Source organism: Providencia zhijiangensis (genome assembly GCF_030315915.2).
Lineage (GTDB): Bacteria > Pseudomonadota > Gammaproteobacteria > Enterobacterales > Enterobacteriaceae > Providencia > Providencia zhijiangensis.
On sequence record NZ_CP135990.1, the window covers coordinates 652,028 to 671,528 of the forward strand.

Below are 19,501 nucleotides of genomic sequence, written 5' to 3' on the forward strand. Positions count from 1 at the left end.
CTACTTTAACAAAAAATCAGATGAAATGGCGAATCGCTGTAATAAGTCGCGATTATGATGGTTATCTGGTTTACTGATGAGATTATTCAACCTAGCTAAATGCATTCAGTCCCTAAGGATGCTGCGAAAACGATTGCTGATCAAATAGTTGCTTTCAAGGATATTTCCTCGCTTGCAGCAATGTAGATGCGTGATATTATCATGGGACGGTGCGGCGCTAGCCTCAATTCCTTAATAATACACAAAGTAGTTTAAGTTGCAGGTAGATGGCAAGGGTGAGTGAATGTAGTCAACACCCCTACAACTTGAAGTATGACGGGTATAACAACGAGATTAAAGAAATGACCGACAAACTAACCTCCTTACGTAGTCTGACAACTGTTGTTGCCGACACTGGCGACATCGAAGCGATGAAGCTGTACAAACCACAAGATGCGACGACTAACCCATCGCTGATTTTAAATGCTGCACAAATTCCTGAGTACCGTAAATTAATTGATGAAGCGGTAGAGTGGGCGCGTAAGCAAAGCAATAACCGTGAACAACAAGTTGTCGACGCATGTGACAAACTGGCTGTTAATATCGGTTTAGAAATTCTGAAATTAGTCCCTGGTCGTATTTCAACAGAAGTTGATGCGCGTCTTTCTTATGATGAAGAAGCGTGTATTACTAAAGCTCGCCGTCTGATGAAAATGTACAACGAAGCGGGTATCAGCAACGATCGTATTTTGATCAAATTAGCCTCTACTTGGCAGGGTATCCGCGCGGCGGAAAAACTGGAAAAAGAAGGCATCAACTGTAACTTAACGTTATTATTCTCTTTTGCTCAAGCGCGTGCTTGTGCGGAAGCTGGTGTTTACCTGATCTCTCCATTCGTAGGTCGCATCCTTGACTGGTACAAAGCAAACACAGATAAAAAAGAGTTTGCTGCACATGAAGATCCAGGCGTGGTTTCTGTGACTGAAATCTACAACTTCTATAAAGCACATGGTTATAAAACTGTCGTGATGGGCGCAAGCTTCCGTAACGTAGGTGAAATCATTGAGCTGGCAGGTTGTGACCGTTTGACTATCTCTCCAGCGCTGCTGAAAGAGCTGTCTGAATCACAAGGTGAATTGGTTTGTAAACTGAAAGATGAAGGTAAAACTCAAGAGCCAGGCGCTAAACTGACTGAAGCTGAGTTCTACTGGCAGCATAACCAAGATCCAATGGCGGTTGATAAACTGTCTGACGGTATCCGTAAGTTTGCTGTAGACCAAGAAAAACTGGAAAAAATGATCGCAGCTCTGCTGTAATTTCTTTTTTCTTAGAAAACCCAGTCAATCGGCTGGGTTTTTTTATGCTGTTTTTTCATTGATTAAACTCTCAATTCCACATTTCGACACAAACACGACGCTGTCAGGCATTCGACCTCATGGTATGATGCACCATGTTTATCATTATTGGCTTGGTATTAATTAAGTTAGTATTTTCTCGCCAAATGAACGAATTTAAATGATTAATTTTTGAGGTTTGTATGAATGAGTTGCGCATAGGTCTGGTGTCGGTTTCTGATCGTGCTTCAGGCGGTATCTACGAAGATAAAGGGATCCCAGCACTGGAGGAGTGGCTAACGAAAACCATTACCACCCCTTTTCGTTTAGAAACTCGTTTGATCCCTGATGAGCAAGTCATGATAGAACAAACGTTGTGTGAGCTGGTGGATGAATTTTCATGTCATTTAGTCCTGACCACTGGTGGTACGGGGCCTGCTCGCCGTGATGTCACTCCGGATGCAACGCTTGCGGTTGCCGATCGCGAAATGCCTGGCTTTGGTGAGCAGATGCGCCAAATTAGTCTAAAGTTCGTGCCAACAGCGATTTTATCTCGCCAAGTTGGCGTGATCCGCAATCAGTCACTGATTTTAAACTTACCAGGGCAACCAAAAGCGATCGCGGAAACCTTAGAAGGGCTGAAAGATAAAGAGGGAAATGTATTGGTGTCAGGTATTTTTGCGAGTGTGCCATACTGCATTCAATTACTTGATGGCCCTTATATTGAAACAGACGAAAGCATCGTTAAAGCTTTCCGTCCAAAATCTGCGATTCGTACTGCCGAGTAATTCCTTCTAAAAAATCAGGCAGAGCATGATGTCTGCCTGATAATTCTTGTTACAGTTTTCTTTCTGTCTATTTAGCTTAACAGTCTATCAACTTAGCCGTATATAAATTTAGCTGCGTTGACCAATTGGCAGGATCGTTCTGCCATATTGCTCATTTAAGATCTCAGCGACAGCCAGATAGAACGCGCTCGCTCCGCAGATAATTCCTTCATAGCCCGCATATTGAAGTAGCGTGGCATCGTTGGTCAAATTACCCACCGCTAACATTGCAAACAGTACGGTTAAGCTGCCGAAAATAAATTGCAGCACGAAATTTGCTTTGAAGGTGCCTAAGAACATAAAGAAAGTAAAGATCCCCCATAAAAGCAGGAACATCCCTAAAAACGCAGGGTCAGTTGCTTCGGCTAATCCCATGGTCGGTAAAAACAGCAGACCGACTAACGCAAGCCAAAAGAAGCCGTAAGAGGTAAATGCAGTCGCGCCGAACGTATTGCCTTTCTTATATTCAATAAGCCCAGCAATCACTTGCGCGATACCACCATAGAAAATTCCCATACTTAAAATCACAGATGAGAGAGGGAAAAAGCCTGCATTGTGAATATTCAGCAGGATTGTTGTCATACCAAAGCCCAATAAACCGAGTGGGCCTGGATTGGCAAGCGAACTAGATTGCATATAACCTCTGGTAAAGTGTTTAAAAATCAAATAGATACAATGAATATTTATATCCCCATAAGACGGGGAGGCGCATAATACGCAGTTTTAATTGTCGAAACAATGATCAAGAGACGGGTTTTTTTGCATTAAATGTAAAACTTTTTTAGTTTTCCCCCTTGATGAATGAATTTGTGACCCCATCTTTAAGACATCAACAGTTATCAATCTAAATTATTGCGAATTGCAAAAGATGTAAGGTTGCAAAAAAAATCAAGGTTGAAGTAAAAACTCCCTTGAAAATGAAATATTGAGCCTTATATAGATTGATATCGAAATTAAATGAAAAGAATTCCTTTGGAGGCGTTTTAAATGGGTAAAATTATTGGTATCGATTTAGGTACAACTAACTCATGCGTTGCAATTATGGATGGCACTACTGCGCGTGTTCTTGAGAACAGCGAGGGTGATAGAACTACTCCTTCCATCATTGCGTATACACAAGATGGTGAAATTTTAGTTGGTCAGCCAGCAAAACGTCAGGCTGTTACTAACCCAGAAAATACATTATTTGCGATCAAACGTTTGATCGGTCGTCGTTTCCAAGACGAAGAAGTTCAGCGCGACGTATCTATCATGCCATACAAAATTGTAGCGGCTGATAACGGTGATGCGTGGTTAGATGTGAAAGGCCAAAAAATGGCACCGCCACAAGTTTCTGCTGAAGTGCTGAAAAAAATGAAAAAAACAGCGGAAGACTATCTGGGTGAGCCAGTGACTGAAGCGGTTATCACTGTTCCAGCTTACTTTAACGATGCTCAGCGTCAAGCAACCAAAGATGCGGGTCGTATCGCTGGTTTAGAAGTAAAACGTATCATCAACGAACCAACAGCAGCAGCGCTGGCTTACGGTTTAGATAGAGAAGTTGGCAACCGTACTATCGCGGTTTACGACTTAGGTGGTGGTACATTCGACTTATCAATCATCGAAATCGATGAAGTTGATGGCGAAAAAACCTATGAAGTTCTGGCAACCAACGGTGACACTCACTTAGGTGGTGAAGATTTCGATACTCGTTTAATCAACTACTTAGTTGATGAGTTTAAGAAAGAACAAGGTGTTGATCTGCGTAACGATCCACTGGCAATGCAACGTCTGAAAGAGTCTGCTGAAAAAGCAAAAATTGAGCTGTCTTCTGCTCAACAAACTGACGTTAACCTGCCATACATCACTGCAGATGCCACAGGTCCAAAACACATGAACATCAAAGTGACTCGTGCAAAACTGGAGTCACTGGTAGAAGATTTAGTTAAACGTTCTATGGAGCCAGTTAAAGTTGCTCTGCAAGACGCTGGTTTAAGCGTAGGTGACATCAACGACGTTATCTTAGTTGGTGGTCAGACTCGTATGCCAATGGTTCAGAAAGTTGTTGCTGATTTCTTTGGTAAAGAGCCACGTAAAGATGTTAACCCAGACGAAGCCGTTGCAATGGGTGCAGCAGTACAAGGTGGTGTATTAGCGGGTGATGTTAAAGACGTTCTGTTACTTGACGTAACTCCACTGTCTTTAGGTATCGAAACCATGGGTGGCGTGATGACTTCGTTAATTTCGAAGAACACCACAATCCCAACTAAACACAGCCAAGTGTTCTCTACTGCAGAAGATAACCAAGCAGCCGTGACCATTCACGTACTGCAAGGTGAGCGTAAACGTGCGAGTGATAACAAATCACTGGGTCAGTTTAACTTAGATGGTATTCAAGCAGCGCCACGCGGTATGCCGCAAATCGAAGTGACTTTTGACATCGATGCGGATGGTATCCTGCATGTTTCTGCGAAAGACAAAAACAGCGGTCGCGAGCAAAACATCACCATTAAGGCATCTTCTGGTCTGAATGACGAGGAAATCGAAAAAATGGTACGTGATGCAGAAGCTAACGCTGAAGCAGACCGTAAATTTGAAGAGTTAGTACAGGTTCGCAACCAAGCAGACCAGCTGATTCACGGTACTCGTAAACAAATCGAAGAAGCAGGCGACAAATTACCAGCTGAAGATAAAGCGAACATCGAAAAAGCAACTTCAGAATTAGAAGTCGCTTCTAAAGGTGAAGATAAAGCTGAAATCGAAGCGAAAATCCAAGCGCTGGTAACGGCATCTGCGAAACTTCTGGAAATTGCACAGCAACAAGCTCAAGCGGGCGCTGCGGGTGCAGGTGCAGAAGCGAAGAAAGATGACGATGTTGTTGACGCTGAATTCGAAGAAGTTAACGACAAAGACAAAAAATAAGGCCCTTAGCGGGCGCAGTGACTATCGCAATAATGTTAAATAGTGACTGATACCGGACACGGGCGTTGAGGGAACTCTGCGCCCGTGTCTGCATGTTAAGGGAAAAATAAATGGCGAAAAGAGATTTTTATGAGGTTTTAGGCCTCGAAAAAAATGCTTCAGAGAAAGATATCAAGCGAGCGTACAAGCGCTTAGCAATGAAATACCATCCTGACCGTAATCAGGAAAACAAAGATGAATCTGAAGAGAAATTTAAAGAGATAAAAGAAGCTTACGAAGTCCTGTCCGATGAGCAAAAACGCGCCGCTTACGACCAATATGGTCATGCTGCGTTTGAGCAAGGCGGTATGGGTGGCGGCGGTGGATTCGGCGGCTTTGGTGGCGGCGATTTCAACAGTGATATTTTTGGTGACATCTTCGGTGACATTTTTGGTGGCGGTCGTCGTCAACAGCGCCCAAGCCGTGGTTCTGATCTGCAATACAACATGGAACTGACTCTTGAAGAAGCAGTCCGTGGAGTGACCAAAGAGATCCGTATTCCAACGCTTGAAAGCTGCGACGTGTGCCACGGTAGCGGTGCAAAACCAGGTACTAGTGCAGATACGTGCCAAACCTGTCACGGTATGGGCCAAGTACACATGCGCCAAGGTTTCTTCTCGGTACAACAACCTTGCCCAACCTGTCACGGTCGCGGAAAAGTCATCAAAGACCCATGCAACAAATGTCATGGTCAAGGTCGCGTTGAGAAATACAAAACCTTATCCGTTAAGATCCCTGCAGGGGTTGATACAGGTGACCGCGTTCGTTTATCCGGTGAAGGTGAAGCCGGTGCGAATGGTGCACCAGCAGGGGATTTATTCGTTCAAATGCATGTTTTACCTCACGATATTTTTGAGCGTGATGGTAATAACTTACATTGCGAAGTGCCAATCAACTTCGCAGCAGCAGCGCTGGGCGGCGAAATTGAAGTCCCAACCCTGGATGGTCGCGTTAAACTGAAAATTCCTGCGGAAACCCAAACGGGCAAAACATTCCGTATGAAAGGTAAGGGCGTGAAATCAGTACGTGGTGGTATGCAAGGTGACTTAATGTGTCACATTGTTGTCGAAACCCCAGTCAAACTGAATGAGAAACAAAAAGAGTTACTCAGAGAGTTTGGTGAGTCGTTAGGCGGTACGGGTGGCGAGAAAAATAGCCCACGTTCAAAACGCTTCTTAGATGGCGTGAAAAAATTCTTTGATGATTTAACCAATAAATAATGGTTGATCGCTAAGTTAAGAATCATGGCTGATCCAGTGAAATACTGAATCAGCCATTTTTTTATTTCACTGTTTCACCGCTAGCAACCACGGTTTTACGAACTTGATCAGCAAATTGCAGGGCTTCTTTCACAATCGCATTCTCATCAACGGTGAGCACTTTGCGGTCTTCCATTAATAGATTTCCGTCCACAATGGTATGGCGTACATTAGAAGCATTCGCCCCATAAACCAGTGCGGCATAAGGGCTATACATCGGTACCATATTTGGTGATTTTGTATCGACAACGATGATATCCGCCAATTTCCCCACCTCTAAAGAGCCTAACTTATCTTCCATGTGAATGGCTTTCGCGGAGCCTTTGGTCGCTAATTCAACCACGGTAATGGGCGGCATTGCAGCTCTATCTTTATTTTCGAGCTTATGAATTTTACCCACCAAATTTAGTTCGTTCATGGTCGTTAAGGTATTGCTGGACATCGGGCCATCGGTTCCTAAGCCTACACGTACCCCTTTCGCTAACATCGCAGTCACTGGAGCAACACCTTTAGCTGATTTGGTATTCGCACTGACATTATGAGCCACACCGACATCATACTGTTTGAGCAGGTCGATATCGGTTTCATCAACCATAATGGCATGAGCGGCAATCACTTTATTATTCAGGGCGCCGATATCTGCCATATATTGAACCGGGCTTTTGCCGCCAGTACGTTTGGAAATTTCTTCTTGTTCTCGATCGGTTTCTGCTAAGTGGATCATCACTGGAACATTAAGTTCTTGAGAAAGCTTAGCGATTTTTTGTAGATGCTCAGTGGTGTTGGTATAAGGTGCGTGAGGAGCAAAAGCTGGCGTAATGCGAGGGTGGTCTTTGTATTGGTTGATAAAACTCACGGCATAAGCGATACCTTCATCTGCATTTTTAGCATCAGCAACAGGGAATTTGATCACAGATTCCCCAAGGATCGCACGCATACCAATTTTATCGACGGTTTTTGCCACCTCGTCTTCGAAATAGTACATATCCACGTAAGTCGTGACACCACCTTTGACCATCTCGACGTTGGCTAAGTTAGCGCCTACTCGCACCATTTCACGGGAAACCATCTTGCTCTCTAATGGAAAAATATAACGGTGTAAACGGTCGGGAACATCATCGGCGAGGGAACGAAATACGGTCATGGATGCGTGAGTATGGGTGTTGATTAACCCGGGCATGACAATATCGCCATCAACATTTAGCTGTTTTTTTGCGGTATATTGCGTGGCAAGCTCAGGGCCACCGACTGCGATAATTTTATTTTTATCAATAACAACGGTTCCATTTTCAATAACTTGATTATTGGCATCCATCGTCAAAACGGTACCATCAACAATCATTAAATCCGCTGGAGTGGTGGCAAGTGCCGCGATAGGTGCTGCCATCATAGATATAGCAACGAGAGATCGGAGTAATGTCATTCTTACCTCATGACTCAATGAAAAATAGGGCTAAAAGGTTATTGGTATCAAACATTATGGATATCAAATATAGGATGTAAAACTCATATTCTAAGCCCCACTATCTTAACTGGATAGTTTCGCCAGTAACACCCCAAGTAAGATGACAATACAGGCGAGGACTCGCATTCCATTAAATTTCTCTTTAAGAAATACAATGGAAAGAAACATAGCGAAAAGGACGCTAGTTTCGCGAATAGCAGCAACGAGTACGATTGGCGCTTGGCTCATTGCCCAGATTGCAATGCCGTAACTAATTAGCTGCATTAACCCACCAAGCAAACCTGAGCGCCAATATTGTCCAAATCCGTGCAGTAGCGAACGTTTGTATTTCATCACACCGGGAATGGCGAGTACTGCGCCATTTAATAAAAACAGCCATAGGGTATAAACAACAGGATCTTGGCTGGCTCTCGCGCCATATCCATCCGAGAGGGTATAACAGGCGGTAAAGAAGGCGGTACACAGCGCAAAGATAAGGGCTTTACCTTTGATGTTCAAAGAGAATTTTCGACCTGCAAACGCGATGGCTACCACCCCTGAAATAATAAAAATAATCCCTACAAAACTCATAAATGGTAAGGATTCATTAAATAAAACAATACTTAATAACGCAGTGATTAAAGGGGCTGAGCCGCGAGAAATAGGGTAAATCTGGCTGAGATCACCATGGTTGTATGCTTGGCTGAGAAAATAGATATAACCGATGTGAAATAGTACTGACAAAGCTAACCATGGGACGGCATCAGGAGACGGTAGCCCAAACCAAAAGAGGGCTGGAATAGTTAAAACCCCAGAAAAAATGGCAATCATCACCAAACCAAAGAAGCGGTCATTACCAAATTTCACCAGAGCATTCCAACTGGCATGGCAAAACGCGGCAAACAGCACAGAAAGCAGAACGTATAGGGACATAATATAGAGAGATAGTGATTGCCTAAGGGTGGCTCGAGTATCACATAAAGCGTCTTTTTTATGAAGCGGCACGCAAGAAAGAGAGGGAGGGGGTTTTTATTTTTGCGAAGGGCTTCGAAAATAAAAAAATAAACGATTTTTTTGACTATCTGTAAAGGTCATTTTTCATTAGTCTCTAAAAAAGTTGAATATTTAAAGCGCTTTACCCAGTAAATTTATTGTTGGTTTTTAGAATAGTTGCCTATAGTTAAATTAACGATTTATTATCATTCGTCGTGATCTCGATTGCTAAATATTCGGAAATTACGATCATTAATGGATAAATAAACGATTTTTTACGAATTAATGATTATCATAATATTAACATTCAAAAATATTTTTTGAGGTTATTCATATGACAGCAATTATTCGTAAATTTTTAAAGTTAGAAGCAGCAGGAGGGCTACTCCTAATTATTGCTGCCATTGTCGCTTTAATAATGGCTAATACGCCATTACAGGGAGCTTATCAGCAATTTTTAGATATTCCGGTAGCTATTAAAATCTCAACATTTGAATTAGATAAACCTCTGATTCTATGGATTAATGATTTCTTAATGGCCGTGTTTTTCCTGGTTGTTGGTTTAGAGGTAAAGCGCGAGTTATTGGAAGGATCCCTGGCAGGACGTGATAAAGCGATATTTCCGGCAATTGCAGCTGTGGGGGGAATGATTGCACCGGCGTTAGTTTACTTAGCGTTTAATGGTGCGGATGATATTACTCGTCAAGGGTGGGCTATCCCTGCAGCAACAGATATTGCGTTCGCGTTGGGTGTGATGGCGTTATTAGGTAAGCGTGTTCCTACGGAGCTCAAAGTATTTTTATTGGCATTAGCTATCATTGATGACCTTGGTGTCATTGTGATTATTGCCTTTTTCTATACCAGCTCAGTTTCTGTCGTTGCATTGAGTTTAGCGGCACTGTGTGTGGCAATACTGTGTCTAATGAACTGGCGACGAGTTGAAAACACCGCAGCTTACTTAGTGATTGGCTTAATCTTGTGGGTCTGTATTTTGAAATCAGGTGTTCATGCCACTCTGGCTGGAGTGATTGTTGGTTTCTTAATTCCATTAAGAGGGACTAATAATACAAAACCGTCGGAAGAATTAGAGCATGTGCTGCACCCTTGGGTTGTTTATCTCATATTGCCTATCTTTGCATTTGCAAATTCAGGCGTACAACTCAATGGCGTCACCTTTGATGGTTTAATGAGCCCATTACCACTTGGCGTCGCAGCGGGTTTGATACTGGGCAAACCAGTCGGTATTTTCTTATTTAGTTGGATTTCGGTAAAAGTAGGGTTGGCTAAATTGCCAGCATCGATTAACTTGAAGCAAGTGTTTGCTGTTTCTGTGCTTTGTGGGATCGGTTTTACTATGTCTATTTTTATCACCGGCCTCGCTTTTGAAGGGCTTGATGAAGTGTATAGTACCTACTCGAGACTGGGTATTTTAATCGGTTCCACAACAGCAGCATTGTTAGGGTACTTTATGTTAAGGGTAGTGTTACCGAAACCAAAAGTTTCGCACAGCGATGCAAAATAAACATAATAGACGTAATTATTAGTAAGAATTTTCGAGTTAATCTTCTATGATATGCCCGCGGTATGAGTTGCATACTGCGGGTATTTTAACTTATAACTCCCGATTACGGGGTACGGGTAAAGCGTATGGTCAGTATGTACTGTGGTCATTAAGTACTGCGGTCATTAAGTACTGCGGTCATTATTGGCGATACAAAAGGAATCGATATGCGGGTTTCACATCTTAATTTTAACCACCTTTACTATTTCTGGCATGTTTGCAAAGAAGGCTCTGTTGTCGGTGCCGCTGAGGCTCTTTACCTGACTCCACAGACAATTACTGGGCAAATTAAAGCACTCGAAGAGCGGTTAGGTGGAAAATTATTTAAACGCCAAGGTCGAGGGCTAGTGCCTTCTGAACTGGGACAACTGATTTTTCGTTATGCTGACAAAATGTTTATGCTCAGCCAAGAAATGCTGGATATCGTCAACTACAGCCGAGAATCTAACCTGCTGTTTGATGTAGGTGTGGCTGATGCATTATCGAAACGTTTAGTCAGTCGTGTACTAGAAACGGCAGTTGTCGAACATGAGCAGATTCATTTACGTTGCTTTGAATCGACTCATGAGCTGTTGCTGGAGCAATTAAGCCAGCACAAGCTGGATATGATTTTATCGGATTGCCCTGTGGACTCTTCACAGCAAGAGGGCCTGTTCTCCGTTAAATTAGGTGAATGCAGCGTCAGTTTTTTCTGCCGTCAGCCAGTACCGAAGAAACCATTTCCTGAATGTCTAGAAGAGCGCAGGTTATTAATTCCAGGGCGTCGCTCGATGCTTGGTCGCCATTTATTAACATGGATCCGCAATAAAAACCTGCAAGTTGAAGTACTTGGTGAGTTTGATGATGCAGCATTAATGAAAGCATTCGGGATGTATCACAATGCAATTTTTGTGGCGCCATCTTTATATGTAAAAGACATTTTTGCTGATAATGAAGTGCAAGAAATTGGCCGCTTAGATAGCGTTAAAGAAGAGTATTACGTGATTTTTGCGGAAAGAATGATCCAGCACCCGGCAGTACAACGTGTCTGTAACAAAGATTTTTCTGAGTTATTTTCCGCGCCGTTCGATAATTTAGAACAGAAAGTTTAGAGCACAAAGGTGTAAGGCAGGAAATTAGCAGACAAAAAAACCGGCCTAAGCCGGTTTTTTATAATCAAGAAGCGAAATTACATTGCTTTGATTTGAGCAACTAAGTTAGCTTTATGACGTGCTGCTTTGTTTTTGTGGATCAGGCCTTTGCTAGCGTGGCGATCAACAAGAGGTTGCATGTCATTGAATGCTTTCTGAGCTGCTTCTTTATCGCCTGCAGCGATAGCAAGGTAAACTTTCTTAATAAAAGTACGTACCATAGAGCGACGGCTAGCGTTGTGCTGGCGACGTTTCTCTGATTGAACGGCACGTTTCTTAGCTGATTTGATATTAGCCAAGGTCCAACTCCCAAATGTATTCTATTGAGGACAATTTAAAGGTCAAGGAATATGCCCTTTCGCCCTTCATTTGTCAATGGATTTGTGCAAATAAACATCGTGTACTTCGATGTCAATGCGTTGTGAATGGTGCAAGATTCTATCAGCAAATATCAGAAGAATACAGATCTGCGCGTGAAAAAAAGCATAATTGATAGAAGATATTTTAAATCATTTTTCAGAAAAAATTTTTTTAGTGATATCAAACGTGCATCAAGATGAAATTGAATTATAAATAGAGTGTTTTTTATACACTTGGGTTTGTTATACAAAATGGATGATAAGAAAACTATAAAAATTAAATATTTTTAGAGATCTCCGCGTCAATTTGTTGTATTGATAATCTATTGGTTATCCAAACTTTTTTGATTTACCTATCGACAATGATCAGATTCAGCAGCGCAGTGTCGTGCAGAAAGATGCTTAGCAGTGTAAAATCATCTGATTAAATAGTGTAGTGATCAAAAAAATAGGGTTTAATGAAAGCTTTTACGAACTTAGGTTAACCTTATGCGTCGTACAAGGTATAATCCTGCAATTTCCTCGGTATTGAGCCAGTTATGGAGCTAATTCGCGGTATACAAAATATCCGGTCGTACCATCATGGTTGCGTACTGACTATTGGTAATTTTGATGGTGTTCATCGTGGGCACCAAGTATTACTTCAAAATTTGAAGCTCAAGGGTAAACAGTTAGGTTTACCAACTGTTGTGATGATCTTTGAACCACAACCCCTTGAATTTTTTACGGGTGATAAGGCTCCTGCGCGTTTGACACGCCTAAGAGATAAAGTGAAGTACCTTGCTGATAGCGGGGTCGATTATCTGTTATGTGTGGAATTTAACCAGCATTTTGCCTCATTAACACCCGATGCTTTTGTGTCTGACTTGTTAGTTGACAAACTCGGTGTGAAATATCTTGCCATCGGTGATGATTTCCGGTTCGGAAAAAATCGGATGGGTGATTTTTCTTTTTTACAGCAAGCCGGTCAAAAGTTTGGTTTTGAAGTCGCAGACACCGAAAGCTTTTGTGATTCAGGTGTGCGCGTCAGCAGCACTGCAATCCGTAAAGCGATACAAAACAATGATCTGACATTAGCTGAAAATTTATTAGGTCACACATACCGCATTAGTGGGCGTGTGGTTCACGGTAATCAGCTAGGTCGTACGATAGGTTTTCCGACAGCAAACCTACCGTTAAAACGTTTAGTCACACCGGTGACTGGCGTGTATGCTGTAGAAGTTCATGGTCTGGGCGATAGGCCTGTACCGGGCGTGGCAAACATTGGCACACGCCCAACGGTATCTGGAAAAGGTACCCAGTTAGAAGTCCATCTGATTGATGCACATATGGATTTATATGGGCGTCATATTGATGTTGTGTTACGTAAAAAATTACGTGACGAACAGCGGTTTGCTTCGTTGGACGCGCTGAAGGAGCAAATTGCTAATGATGTAGTTGCAGCTAGAGAATATCTCGCAGCAATTGGAATCAGATAATTTAGCGGAAAATTGGAACTGAGAATCGATGAGTGACTATAAAAATACCCTGAATCTACCAGAAACAGGGTTCCCAATGCGTGGCGATCTCGCTAAACGCGAACCACAGATGTTAGAGCGCTGGTACAAAGAAGGTTTGTATCAGGCAATCCGTAAAGCAAAATCGGGCAAGAAAACCTTTATTCTGCACGATGGTCCTCCGTATGCTAACGGCAGTATTCATATTGGTCACTCAGTAAACAAAATTCTCAAAGATATTATTATTAAATCCAAAGGGCTGGCGGGCTTTGATTCCCCATACATCCCTGGTTGGGATTGCCATGGATTACCTATTGAACACAAAGTTGAACAAATCGTAGGTAAACCAGGGGAAAAAGTTTCCGCCGCTGAATTTCGTGCAAAATGCCGTGAATATGCTAAAGAGCAAATTGAAGGGCAAAAAGCTGATTTTATCCGCTTAGGTGTGTTGGGTGAGTGGGACAAACCTTACCTGACCATGGATTTTAAAACCGAAGCGAACATCATCCGTGCGTTGGCGAAAACCGTTGCAAATGGCCACTTAGTGAAAGGGGCAAAACCCGTTCACTGGTGTACCGCATGTGGTTCTTCATTGGCTGAAGCGGAAGTCGAATATTACGACAAAACATCTCCATCTATCTACGTTCGCTTTCCTGCGGTAGATAGCAAAGCCGTTTGCGAAAAATTTGGTGTTTCTAGCGATAAAACGCCATCTTTAGTGATCTGGACGACAACGCCTTGGACATTACCAGCTAACCGTGCAATCTCTCTAAACCCAGAGTTCAAATACTCTCTGGTGGATGCGAATGGCGATTTAGTCATTCTGGCAACTGACTTAGTTGAAGAAGTCATGAAGACTGTCGGTGTTGAGTCGTGGACAGTATTAGGCGAGTGTGAAGGTAGCGCATTAGAGTTACTGCGTTTCGCTCATCCATTTATGGGCTTTGATGTGCCTGCAATTTTAGGCGACCACGTTACGCTAGATGCGGGTACAGGTGCGGTACATACAGCGCCAGGCCATGGTCCTGAAGACTATGTTGTTGGACAAAAATATGGTTTAGAAACAGCGAACCCAGTAGGCCCAGATGGCTGCTTCTTGCCAAATACCTATCCAGGTTTAGATGGTTTATTTATTTTCAAAGCTAACGATGTGGTGCTGGAAATTCTGAATGAGAAAGGCTTACTGATGTACAAGAAAGCTATCTCTCACAGCTACCCATGCTGCTGGCGCCATAAAACCCCAGTTATTTTCCGTGCGACACCACAATGGTTTATCGGCATGGATAAAAACGGTCTGCGTGAACAATCTCTGAAAGAGATCGATATTGTTCAGTGGATCCCAGGTTGGGGTCGTGCACGTATCGAGTCAATGGTAGAAAACCGTCCTGACTGGTGTATTTCACGTCAACGTACTTGGGGTACTCCAATGTCGTTATTCGTGCACAAAGAGACTGAAGAACTGCATCCGCGTACTTTAGAGCTGATGGAAGAAGTCGCTAAGCGCGTTGAAGTTGATGGTATCCAAGCATGGTGGGATTTAGATCCCGCTGAATTGCTGGGTGCTGATGCTGAAACTTATCGTAAAGTGCCAGACACATTAGACGTTTGGTTCGATTCAGGATCCACCCACTTTGCAGTGGTTGACGCGCGTCCTGAATTCCATGGCAACTCTGCGGATATGTATCTGGAAGGTTCTGACCAACACCGTGGTTGGTTCATGTCTTCTCTGATGCTGTCTACTGCGATGAAAGGCAAAGCCCCTTACCGTCAAGTTCTGACCCACGGTTTTACCGTTGATGGTCAAGGCCGTAAGATGTCTAAATCTTTAGGTAATACGGTTAGTCCGCAAGATGTGATGAATAAACTGGGTGCAGATATCCTGCGTCTGTGGGTGGCATCAACCGACTATACAGGCGAAATCGCGGTATCTGATGAAATTTTAAAACGTGCTGCAGACTCTTATCGCCGTATCCGTAATACCGCGCGTTTCTTACTGGCAAACTTAAATGGTTTCAATCCAGAAACCGATATGGTGAAACCAGAAGATATGGTGGTGTTAGATCGCTGGGCGGTTGGTCGTGCATTAGAAGCACAGAAAGAGATTACGAAAGCGTATGATGAGTATGATTTCTTAGGTGTTATCCAACGCTTAATGCATTTCTGCTCTATCGAGATGGGCTCGTTCTATCTGGATATTATCAAAGACCGTCAATACACCGCGAAAAGTGATAGCGTTGCTCGCCGTAGCTGCCAAACTGCACTGTTCCATATCGTGGAAGCATTGGTTCGTTGGATTGCACCGGTTCTGTCCTTCACCTCCGATGAAATCTGGAACGAATTACCGGGCAAACGCGCTCAGTTCGTTCTCACTGAAGAGTGGTATAACGGTTTATTTGGTTTAGACGAATCTGAAGCGATGAATGATGGTTTCTGGTCTGAACTGTTAGCCGTACGTGGTGAAGTGAACAAAGTTCTGGAACAAGCGCGTACAGACAAGCACATTGGTGGTTCGTTAGAAGCCTCGGTAACGTTATATGCAGATAGCACATTAGCCGTTAAGTTAAATAGCTTAGGTGATGAACTGCGTTTTGCGCTGTTAACATCTCAAGCGAATGTGGCTGATATTGCAACGGCACCTGCGGATGCACAAGACAGTGAACTGAAAGGCCTGAAAATTGCCTTCAGAAAAGCGGCTGGGGAAAAATGTCCTCGTTGCTGGCATTATGCAAGTGATATTGGTGCAGCGGCAGAACAACCTGAAATCTGTGGTCGCTGTGTGACTAACGTAGCCGGAAACGGTGAATTACGTAAGTTTGCTTAATGAAGACACCTATTTGTTCTACTGGTTTGCGTTGGCTGTGGCTGACGGTTGTGATTATCGTTGCAGATTTAGCAATTAAGCAATTGGTCTTAAAAGAGCTAACTCTGTACGACCCACACCCTTTAATTCCGTACTTTAACCTTATGTACGCTCAAAACTTTGGTGCGGCATTCAGTTTTCTGGCGGATAAAGGCGGCTGGCAGCGCTGGTTCTTTGCTGGAATAGCTATTGCCATCTCCATTACGTTAATGGTGATGATGTATCGTCAAAGCGTGAAAAAACGCCTGAGCAATATTGCTTATGCGTTAATTATTGGTGGTGCGATCGGTAATTTATTTGACCGTTTAGTGCATGGCTTTGTGGTTGACTACATTGATTTTTATGTTGGCAACTGGCACTGGCCGACCTTCAACTTGGCGGATATGGCCATTTGTATCGGTGCGGCGTTGGTGATTTTTGAAGGCTTTTTGCCGGATAAACCCAAACAGCAAGATGCTAAATAGAACAGATAGTGCGATAGGTTAATAAAACCCAATATTGCATATTAATCATCTCAGCCCGACGATAGTCGGGCTGAACTTTATGATAAAAAACAGGTTTAGATTATGTCTACTCAAATACAGGCGCAGAGTTCTGTTTTACTGCATTTCACTCTGAAATTAGAGGATGGCTCCACGGCGGATTCTTCTCACGCACAAGGAAAGCCTGCGTTGTTTGCTCTTGGAAATGATTCACTGTCGCCAGAATTAGAAGCGCAACTGATTGGGCTATCTGAAGGTGAAAAGAAAACATTTTCCTTAGCAGGGGATACGGTATTCGGGAAACATAATCCAGACTTAGTGCAATACTTTTCATTGCGTGATTTTATGGAAACAGGGATCCCTGAAATTGGTACCATCATGCTGTTTACGGGCATGAATGGGAGCGAAATGCCGGGCGTCGTGAAAGCTATTGAAGGGGAATCAATTACTGTTGATTTTAACCATCCTCTTGCTGAGCAACAAATCACCTTTGAAATTGAAGTTCTAGAAATAGACCCACAATTGGAGAGTCACCATGCAAATATTAATGGCTAATCCTCGTGGATTTTGTGCGGGTGTTGACCGTGCAATCAGTATTGTTGAACGCGCCTTAGAAATTTATGGTGCACCGATTTATGTTCGCCATGAAGTGGTGCATAACCGCTATGTGGTTGATGATTTACGTCAGCGTGGCGCTATCTTCATTGAAGAAATCTCTGAAGTTCCTGATGGCTCTATTCTGATTTTCTCAGCGCATGGCGTTTCACAAGCCATTCGTCAAGAAGCCCGTTCCCGCGATTTAACCATGCTATTTGATGCGACCTGCCCATTAGTGACTAAAGTGCATATGGAAGTGGCTCGTGCAAGCCGTAAGGGCAAAGAGGCGATTTTAATCGGTCACGCAGGACACCCTGAAGTGGAAGGGACAATGGGGCAATACAATAACCCTGAAGGGGGAATGTATCTTGTTGAAAGTCCAGAAGACGTTTGGAAGCTACAGGTAAAAGATGAAAACAACCTGAGTTTTATGACGCAAACAACGCTTTCAGTGGATGATACCTCCGATGTGATTGATGCACTCACCCGTCGATTCCCAAATATTGTGGGGCCTCGTAAAGACGATATTTGCTATGCGACGACGAACCGCCAAGAAGCGGCGCGTGAGTTAGCAGAGAAAGCCGATATTGTGTTAGTCGTCGGTTCGAAAAACTCGTCCAACTCAAACCGTTTGGCGGAATTAGCGTCTCGAATGGGAAAAGCGGCATTTCTGATTGATGGTGCAGAAGATATTCAAACCGAGTGGTTAAAAGATAAGAAAATTATCGGATTGACAGCGGGGGCATCCGCGCCGGATATTTTAGTCCGCCAAGTGATTGATAGACTTAAAGAGCTGGGTGCAGACTCTGTGGTTGAGCTACAAGGACGAGAAGAGAATATCGTTTTTGAAGTGCCAAAAGAGTTGCGTGTAGACGTTAAAGAAATTAACTAATACATTGATTTACTTATTATAGTGGCGGCTAATTTAGCCGCTGCGGTTTTCTGTTTTTTTGCATTTTACCTGCCTCCGTACAATTTTTTCTGATAATCATCCCCCTCTCTACGGTTTTATTAATATCTCCAGATTAGTGCTGGCGTCCCGATTCAAGTTTCTTTAAGGTATAACCAAGATTTTATTTTGGTTTTCGCCTCAAAAATTTACGAAAGGATCAAAAATGGCAGATTCAACTGTACGCGTTGCGATTGTCGGTGCGGGTGGGCGCATGGGACGCCAATTAATTCAAGCAGCACAAGAACAAAACGGAATTCAACTTGGCGCAGCCATTGAGCGTGAAGGCTCTTCGCTTATTGGCACAGATGCGGGTGAACTGGCGGGAATTGGACTAATTGGTGTGAAAGTCGTTAGCGATCTAAATTCCGTGGTTAATGATTTTGATGTACTGATTGATTTCACTCGCCCTGAAGGCACCTTACAGTACTTAGCATTCTGTCAATCTCACCAAAGAGGCATGGTCATCGGAACTACAGGGTTTGATGAAGAAGGAAAATTGGCGATTGCAGAAGCTGCAAAATCTATCCCAATTGTCTTCGCTGCCAATTTTAGCGTTGGTGTAAATTTGGTGCTGAAATTACTGGAAAAAGCGGCGAAAGTGATGGGAGATTACACCGATATTGAAATTATCGAAGCGCATCATCGTCATAAAGTTGATGCCCCTTCTGGCACTGCACTGGCGATGGGGGAATCTATCGCGGATGCATTAGGAAAAGATCTGAAAGAGTGTGCGGTTTACGTACGTGAAGGCTATACCGGAGAGCGTGAACCGGGCACGATTGGTTTTGCTACGGTACGTGCTGGCGATATTGTTGGTGAGCACACTGCGATGTTTGCTGATATTGGCGAACGTGTAGAAATAAGCCACAAGGCTTCCAGTCGTATGACCTTTGCTAAAGGTGCGGTAAGAGCATCATCTTGGGTTAATGCTAAGAAAGATGGTCTATACAATATGAAGGATGTCCTTAATCTTGATAATTTGTAGTTTTTTATAAAATAATTTATTGTTTAAAATCAGATGGTTTCATTTGAAGCCTCTGATTTATTGTTGTTTGTTTATTTAATATGATTATTGCTCTTATTTTTCATTGTCATTGTGTTGTTTTATCTCTTTTTTACTCAAAAATTGCACTTTAGATCCTCCCTTGTCTGCGCTATTATCCATTTTGCACTTTTCTTCGCTATTAACCGTTTGCTTTTTTACCCATGAATAGTTATTTCATTAGCCTTCTATAGAAAAAATAGGTAAGAATGCAAAAAAGTAAGCTAAAAGTGAAAAAAATGCATT

At 43.0% G+C, this 19,501-nt stretch carries 16 protein-coding genes; 12 read left to right on the forward strand and 4 right to left on the reverse strand.

Annotated elements, in window-relative coordinates:
* The first annotated feature begins 341 nt into the window (after nt 1–341).
* Both tal and mog read left to right on the forward strand, forming a co-directional pair.
* A complete protein-coding gene (gene tal, locus QS795_RS02855; RefSeq protein ID WP_036950279.1) occupies nt 342–1,295 on the forward strand; it encodes a transaldolase in 954 nt (317 codons plus the stop codon).
* A 221-nt stretch (nt 1,296–1,516) separates the two neighbouring features.
* A complete protein-coding gene (gene mog / locus QS795_RS02860) occupies nt 1,517–2,101 on the forward strand; it encodes a molybdopterin adenylyltransferase (protein ID WP_036950281.1) in 585 nt (194 codons plus the stop codon).
* A gap of 108 nt (nt 2,102–2,209) precedes the next feature.
* Here mog and satP read toward each other — a convergent pair whose 3' ends face one another.
* On the reverse strand, nt 2,210–2,776 hold the full coding sequence (gene satP, locus QS795_RS02865) for an acetate uptake transporter (protein WP_132496150.1): 567 nt from the start codon (nt 2,774–2,776) through the stop codon (nt 2,210–2,212).
* Nucleotides 2,777–3,127: 351 nt separating this feature from the next.
* Here satP and dnaK point away from each other — a divergent pair, with 351 nt between their 5' ends.
* Together dnaK and dnaJ are read left to right on the forward strand one after the other, a co-directional pair.
* Entirely contained in the window at nt 3,128–5,041 is a 1,914-nt protein-coding gene (dnaK, locus tag QS795_RS02870) for a molecular chaperone DnaK (RefSeq protein ID WP_036950286.1), read from the forward strand.
* 110 nt (nt 5,042–5,151) lie between these two features.
* A complete protein-coding gene (gene dnaJ, locus QS795_RS02875) occupies nt 5,152–6,300 on the forward strand; it encodes a molecular chaperone DnaJ (RefSeq protein ID WP_036950288.1) in 1,149 nt (382 codons plus the stop codon).
* A gap of 61 nt (nt 6,301–6,361) precedes the next feature.
* Here the strand turns inward: dnaJ and QS795_RS02880 are convergent, their stop codons facing one another.
* Both QS795_RS02880 and QS795_RS02885 read right to left on the reverse strand, forming a co-directional pair.
* Entirely contained in the window at nt 6,362–7,729 is a 1,368-nt protein-coding gene (locus QS795_RS02880; protein ID WP_418055373.1) for an amidohydrolase, read from the reverse strand.
* A gap of 138 nt (nt 7,730–7,867) precedes the next feature.
* Entirely contained in the window at nt 7,868–8,716 is an 849-nt protein-coding gene (locus tag QS795_RS02885) for an EamA family transporter (protein WP_286272479.1), read from the reverse strand.
* Nucleotides 8,717–9,110: 394 nt separating this feature from the next.
* Here QS795_RS02885 and nhaA point away from each other — a divergent pair, with 394 nt between their 5' ends.
* Entirely contained in the window at nt 9,111–10,298 is a 1,188-nt protein-coding gene (nhaA, locus tag QS795_RS02890) for a Na+/H+ antiporter NhaA (protein WP_036950295.1), read from the forward strand.
* 206 nt (nt 10,299–10,504) lie between these two features.
* Complete coding sequence (gene nhaR / locus QS795_RS02895; RefSeq protein WP_286272475.1) at nt 10,505–11,428, forward strand: transcriptional activator NhaR; 924 nt, start codon at nt 10,505–10,507, stop codon at nt 11,426–11,428.
* Between the two features lie 77 nt (nt 11,429–11,505).
* Here nhaR and rpsT read toward each other — a convergent pair whose 3' ends face one another.
* A complete protein-coding gene (gene rpsT / locus QS795_RS02900; RefSeq protein WP_036950300.1) occupies nt 11,506–11,766 on the reverse strand; it encodes a 30S ribosomal protein S20 in 261 nt (86 codons plus the stop codon).
* A 599-nt stretch (nt 11,767–12,365) separates the two neighbouring features.
* Here rpsT and ribF point away from each other — a divergent pair.
* From ribF to dapB, 6 genes are all read left to right on the forward strand, one after another.
* Nucleotides 12,366–13,304, forward strand: a complete 939-nt coding sequence (ribF, locus tag QS795_RS02905; protein ID WP_286272471.1) for a bifunctional riboflavin kinase/FAD synthetase — start codon at nt 12,366–12,368, stop codon at nt 13,302–13,304.
* A 28-nt stretch (nt 13,305–13,332) separates the two neighbouring features.
* Nucleotides 13,333–16,143: an isoleucine--tRNA ligase gene (gene ileS / locus QS795_RS02910; RefSeq protein WP_286272469.1), complete on the forward strand. Its 2,811-nt coding sequence runs from the start codon at nt 13,333–13,335 to the stop codon at nt 16,141–16,143.
* On the forward strand, nt 16,143–16,646 hold the full coding sequence (gene lspA, locus QS795_RS02915; RefSeq protein WP_036950306.1) for a signal peptidase II: 504 nt from the start codon (nt 16,143–16,145) through the stop codon (nt 16,644–16,646). Before ileS ends, lspA begins: the two co-directional genes overlap by 1 nt.
* A gap of 102 nt (nt 16,647–16,748) precedes the next feature.
* Entirely contained in the window at nt 16,749–17,219 is a 471-nt protein-coding gene (gene fkpB, locus QS795_RS02920) for an FKBP-type peptidyl-prolyl cis-trans isomerase (RefSeq protein WP_036950308.1), read from the forward strand.
* Complete coding sequence (gene ispH / locus QS795_RS02925; protein ID WP_132496157.1) at nt 17,200–18,153, forward strand: 4-hydroxy-3-methylbut-2-enyl diphosphate reductase; 954 nt, start codon at nt 17,200–17,202, stop codon at nt 18,151–18,153. Before fkpB ends, ispH begins: the two co-directional genes overlap by 20 nt.
* Before the next feature lie 223 nt (nt 18,154–18,376).
* Nucleotides 18,377–19,198, forward strand: a complete 822-nt coding sequence (gene dapB / locus QS795_RS02930) for a 4-hydroxy-tetrahydrodipicolinate reductase (protein WP_286272464.1) — start codon at nt 18,377–18,379, stop codon at nt 19,196–19,198.
* The last annotated feature ends 303 nt before the right edge of the window (nt 19,199–19,501 follow it).

Excerpts from the sequence above, each read along its gene's own strand:
- dnaJ (WP_036950288.1), top strand. The coding sequence starts at position 5,152 with ATGGCGAAAAGAGATTTTTATGAGGTTTTAGGCCTCGAAAAAAATGCT.
- ribF (WP_286272471.1), top strand. The coding sequence starts at position 12,366 with ATGGAGCTAATTCGCGGTATACAAAATATCCGGTCGTACCATCATGGT.
- lspA (WP_036950306.1), top strand. The coding sequence starts at position 16,143 with ATGAAGACACCTATTTGTTCTACTGGTTTGCGTTGGCTGTGGCTGACG.
- ileS (WP_286272469.1), top strand. The coding sequence starts at position 13,333 with ATGAGTGACTATAAAAATACCCTGAATCTACCAGAAACAGGGTTCCCA.
- fkpB (WP_036950308.1), top strand. The coding sequence starts at position 16,749 with ATGTCTACTCAAATACAGGCGCAGAGTTCTGTTTTACTGCATTTCACT.
- nhaA (WP_036950295.1), top strand. The coding sequence starts at position 9,111 with ATGACAGCAATTATTCGTAAATTTTTAAAGTTAGAAGCAGCAGGAGGG.
- mog (WP_036950281.1), top strand. The coding sequence starts at position 1,517 with ATGAATGAGTTGCGCATAGGTCTGGTGTCGGTTTCTGATCGTGCTTCA.
- satP (WP_132496150.1), bottom strand. The coding sequence starts at position 2,776 with ATGCAATCTAGTTCGCTTGCCAATCCAGGCCCACTCGGTTTATTGGGC.
- ispH (WP_132496157.1), top strand. The coding sequence starts at position 17,200 with ATGCAAATATTAATGGCTAATCCTCGTGGATTTTGTGCGGGTGTTGAC.
- QS795_RS02880 (WP_418055373.1), bottom strand. The coding sequence starts at position 7,729 with ATGATGGCAGCACCTATCGCGGCACTTGCCACCACTCCAGCGGATTTA.
- tal (WP_036950279.1), top strand. The coding sequence starts at position 342 with ATGACCGACAAACTAACCTCCTTACGTAGTCTGACAACTGTTGTTGCC.
- dapB (WP_286272464.1), top strand. The coding sequence starts at position 18,377 with ATGGCAGATTCAACTGTACGCGTTGCGATTGTCGGTGCGGGTGGGCGC.
- dnaK (WP_036950286.1), top strand. The coding sequence starts at position 3,128 with ATGGGTAAAATTATTGGTATCGATTTAGGTACAACTAACTCATGCGTT.
- QS795_RS02885 (WP_286272479.1), bottom strand. The coding sequence starts at position 8,716 with ATGTCCCTATACGTTCTGCTTTCTGTGCTGTTTGCCGCGTTTTGCCAT.
- nhaR (WP_286272475.1), top strand. The coding sequence starts at position 10,505 with ATGCGGGTTTCACATCTTAATTTTAACCACCTTTACTATTTCTGGCAT.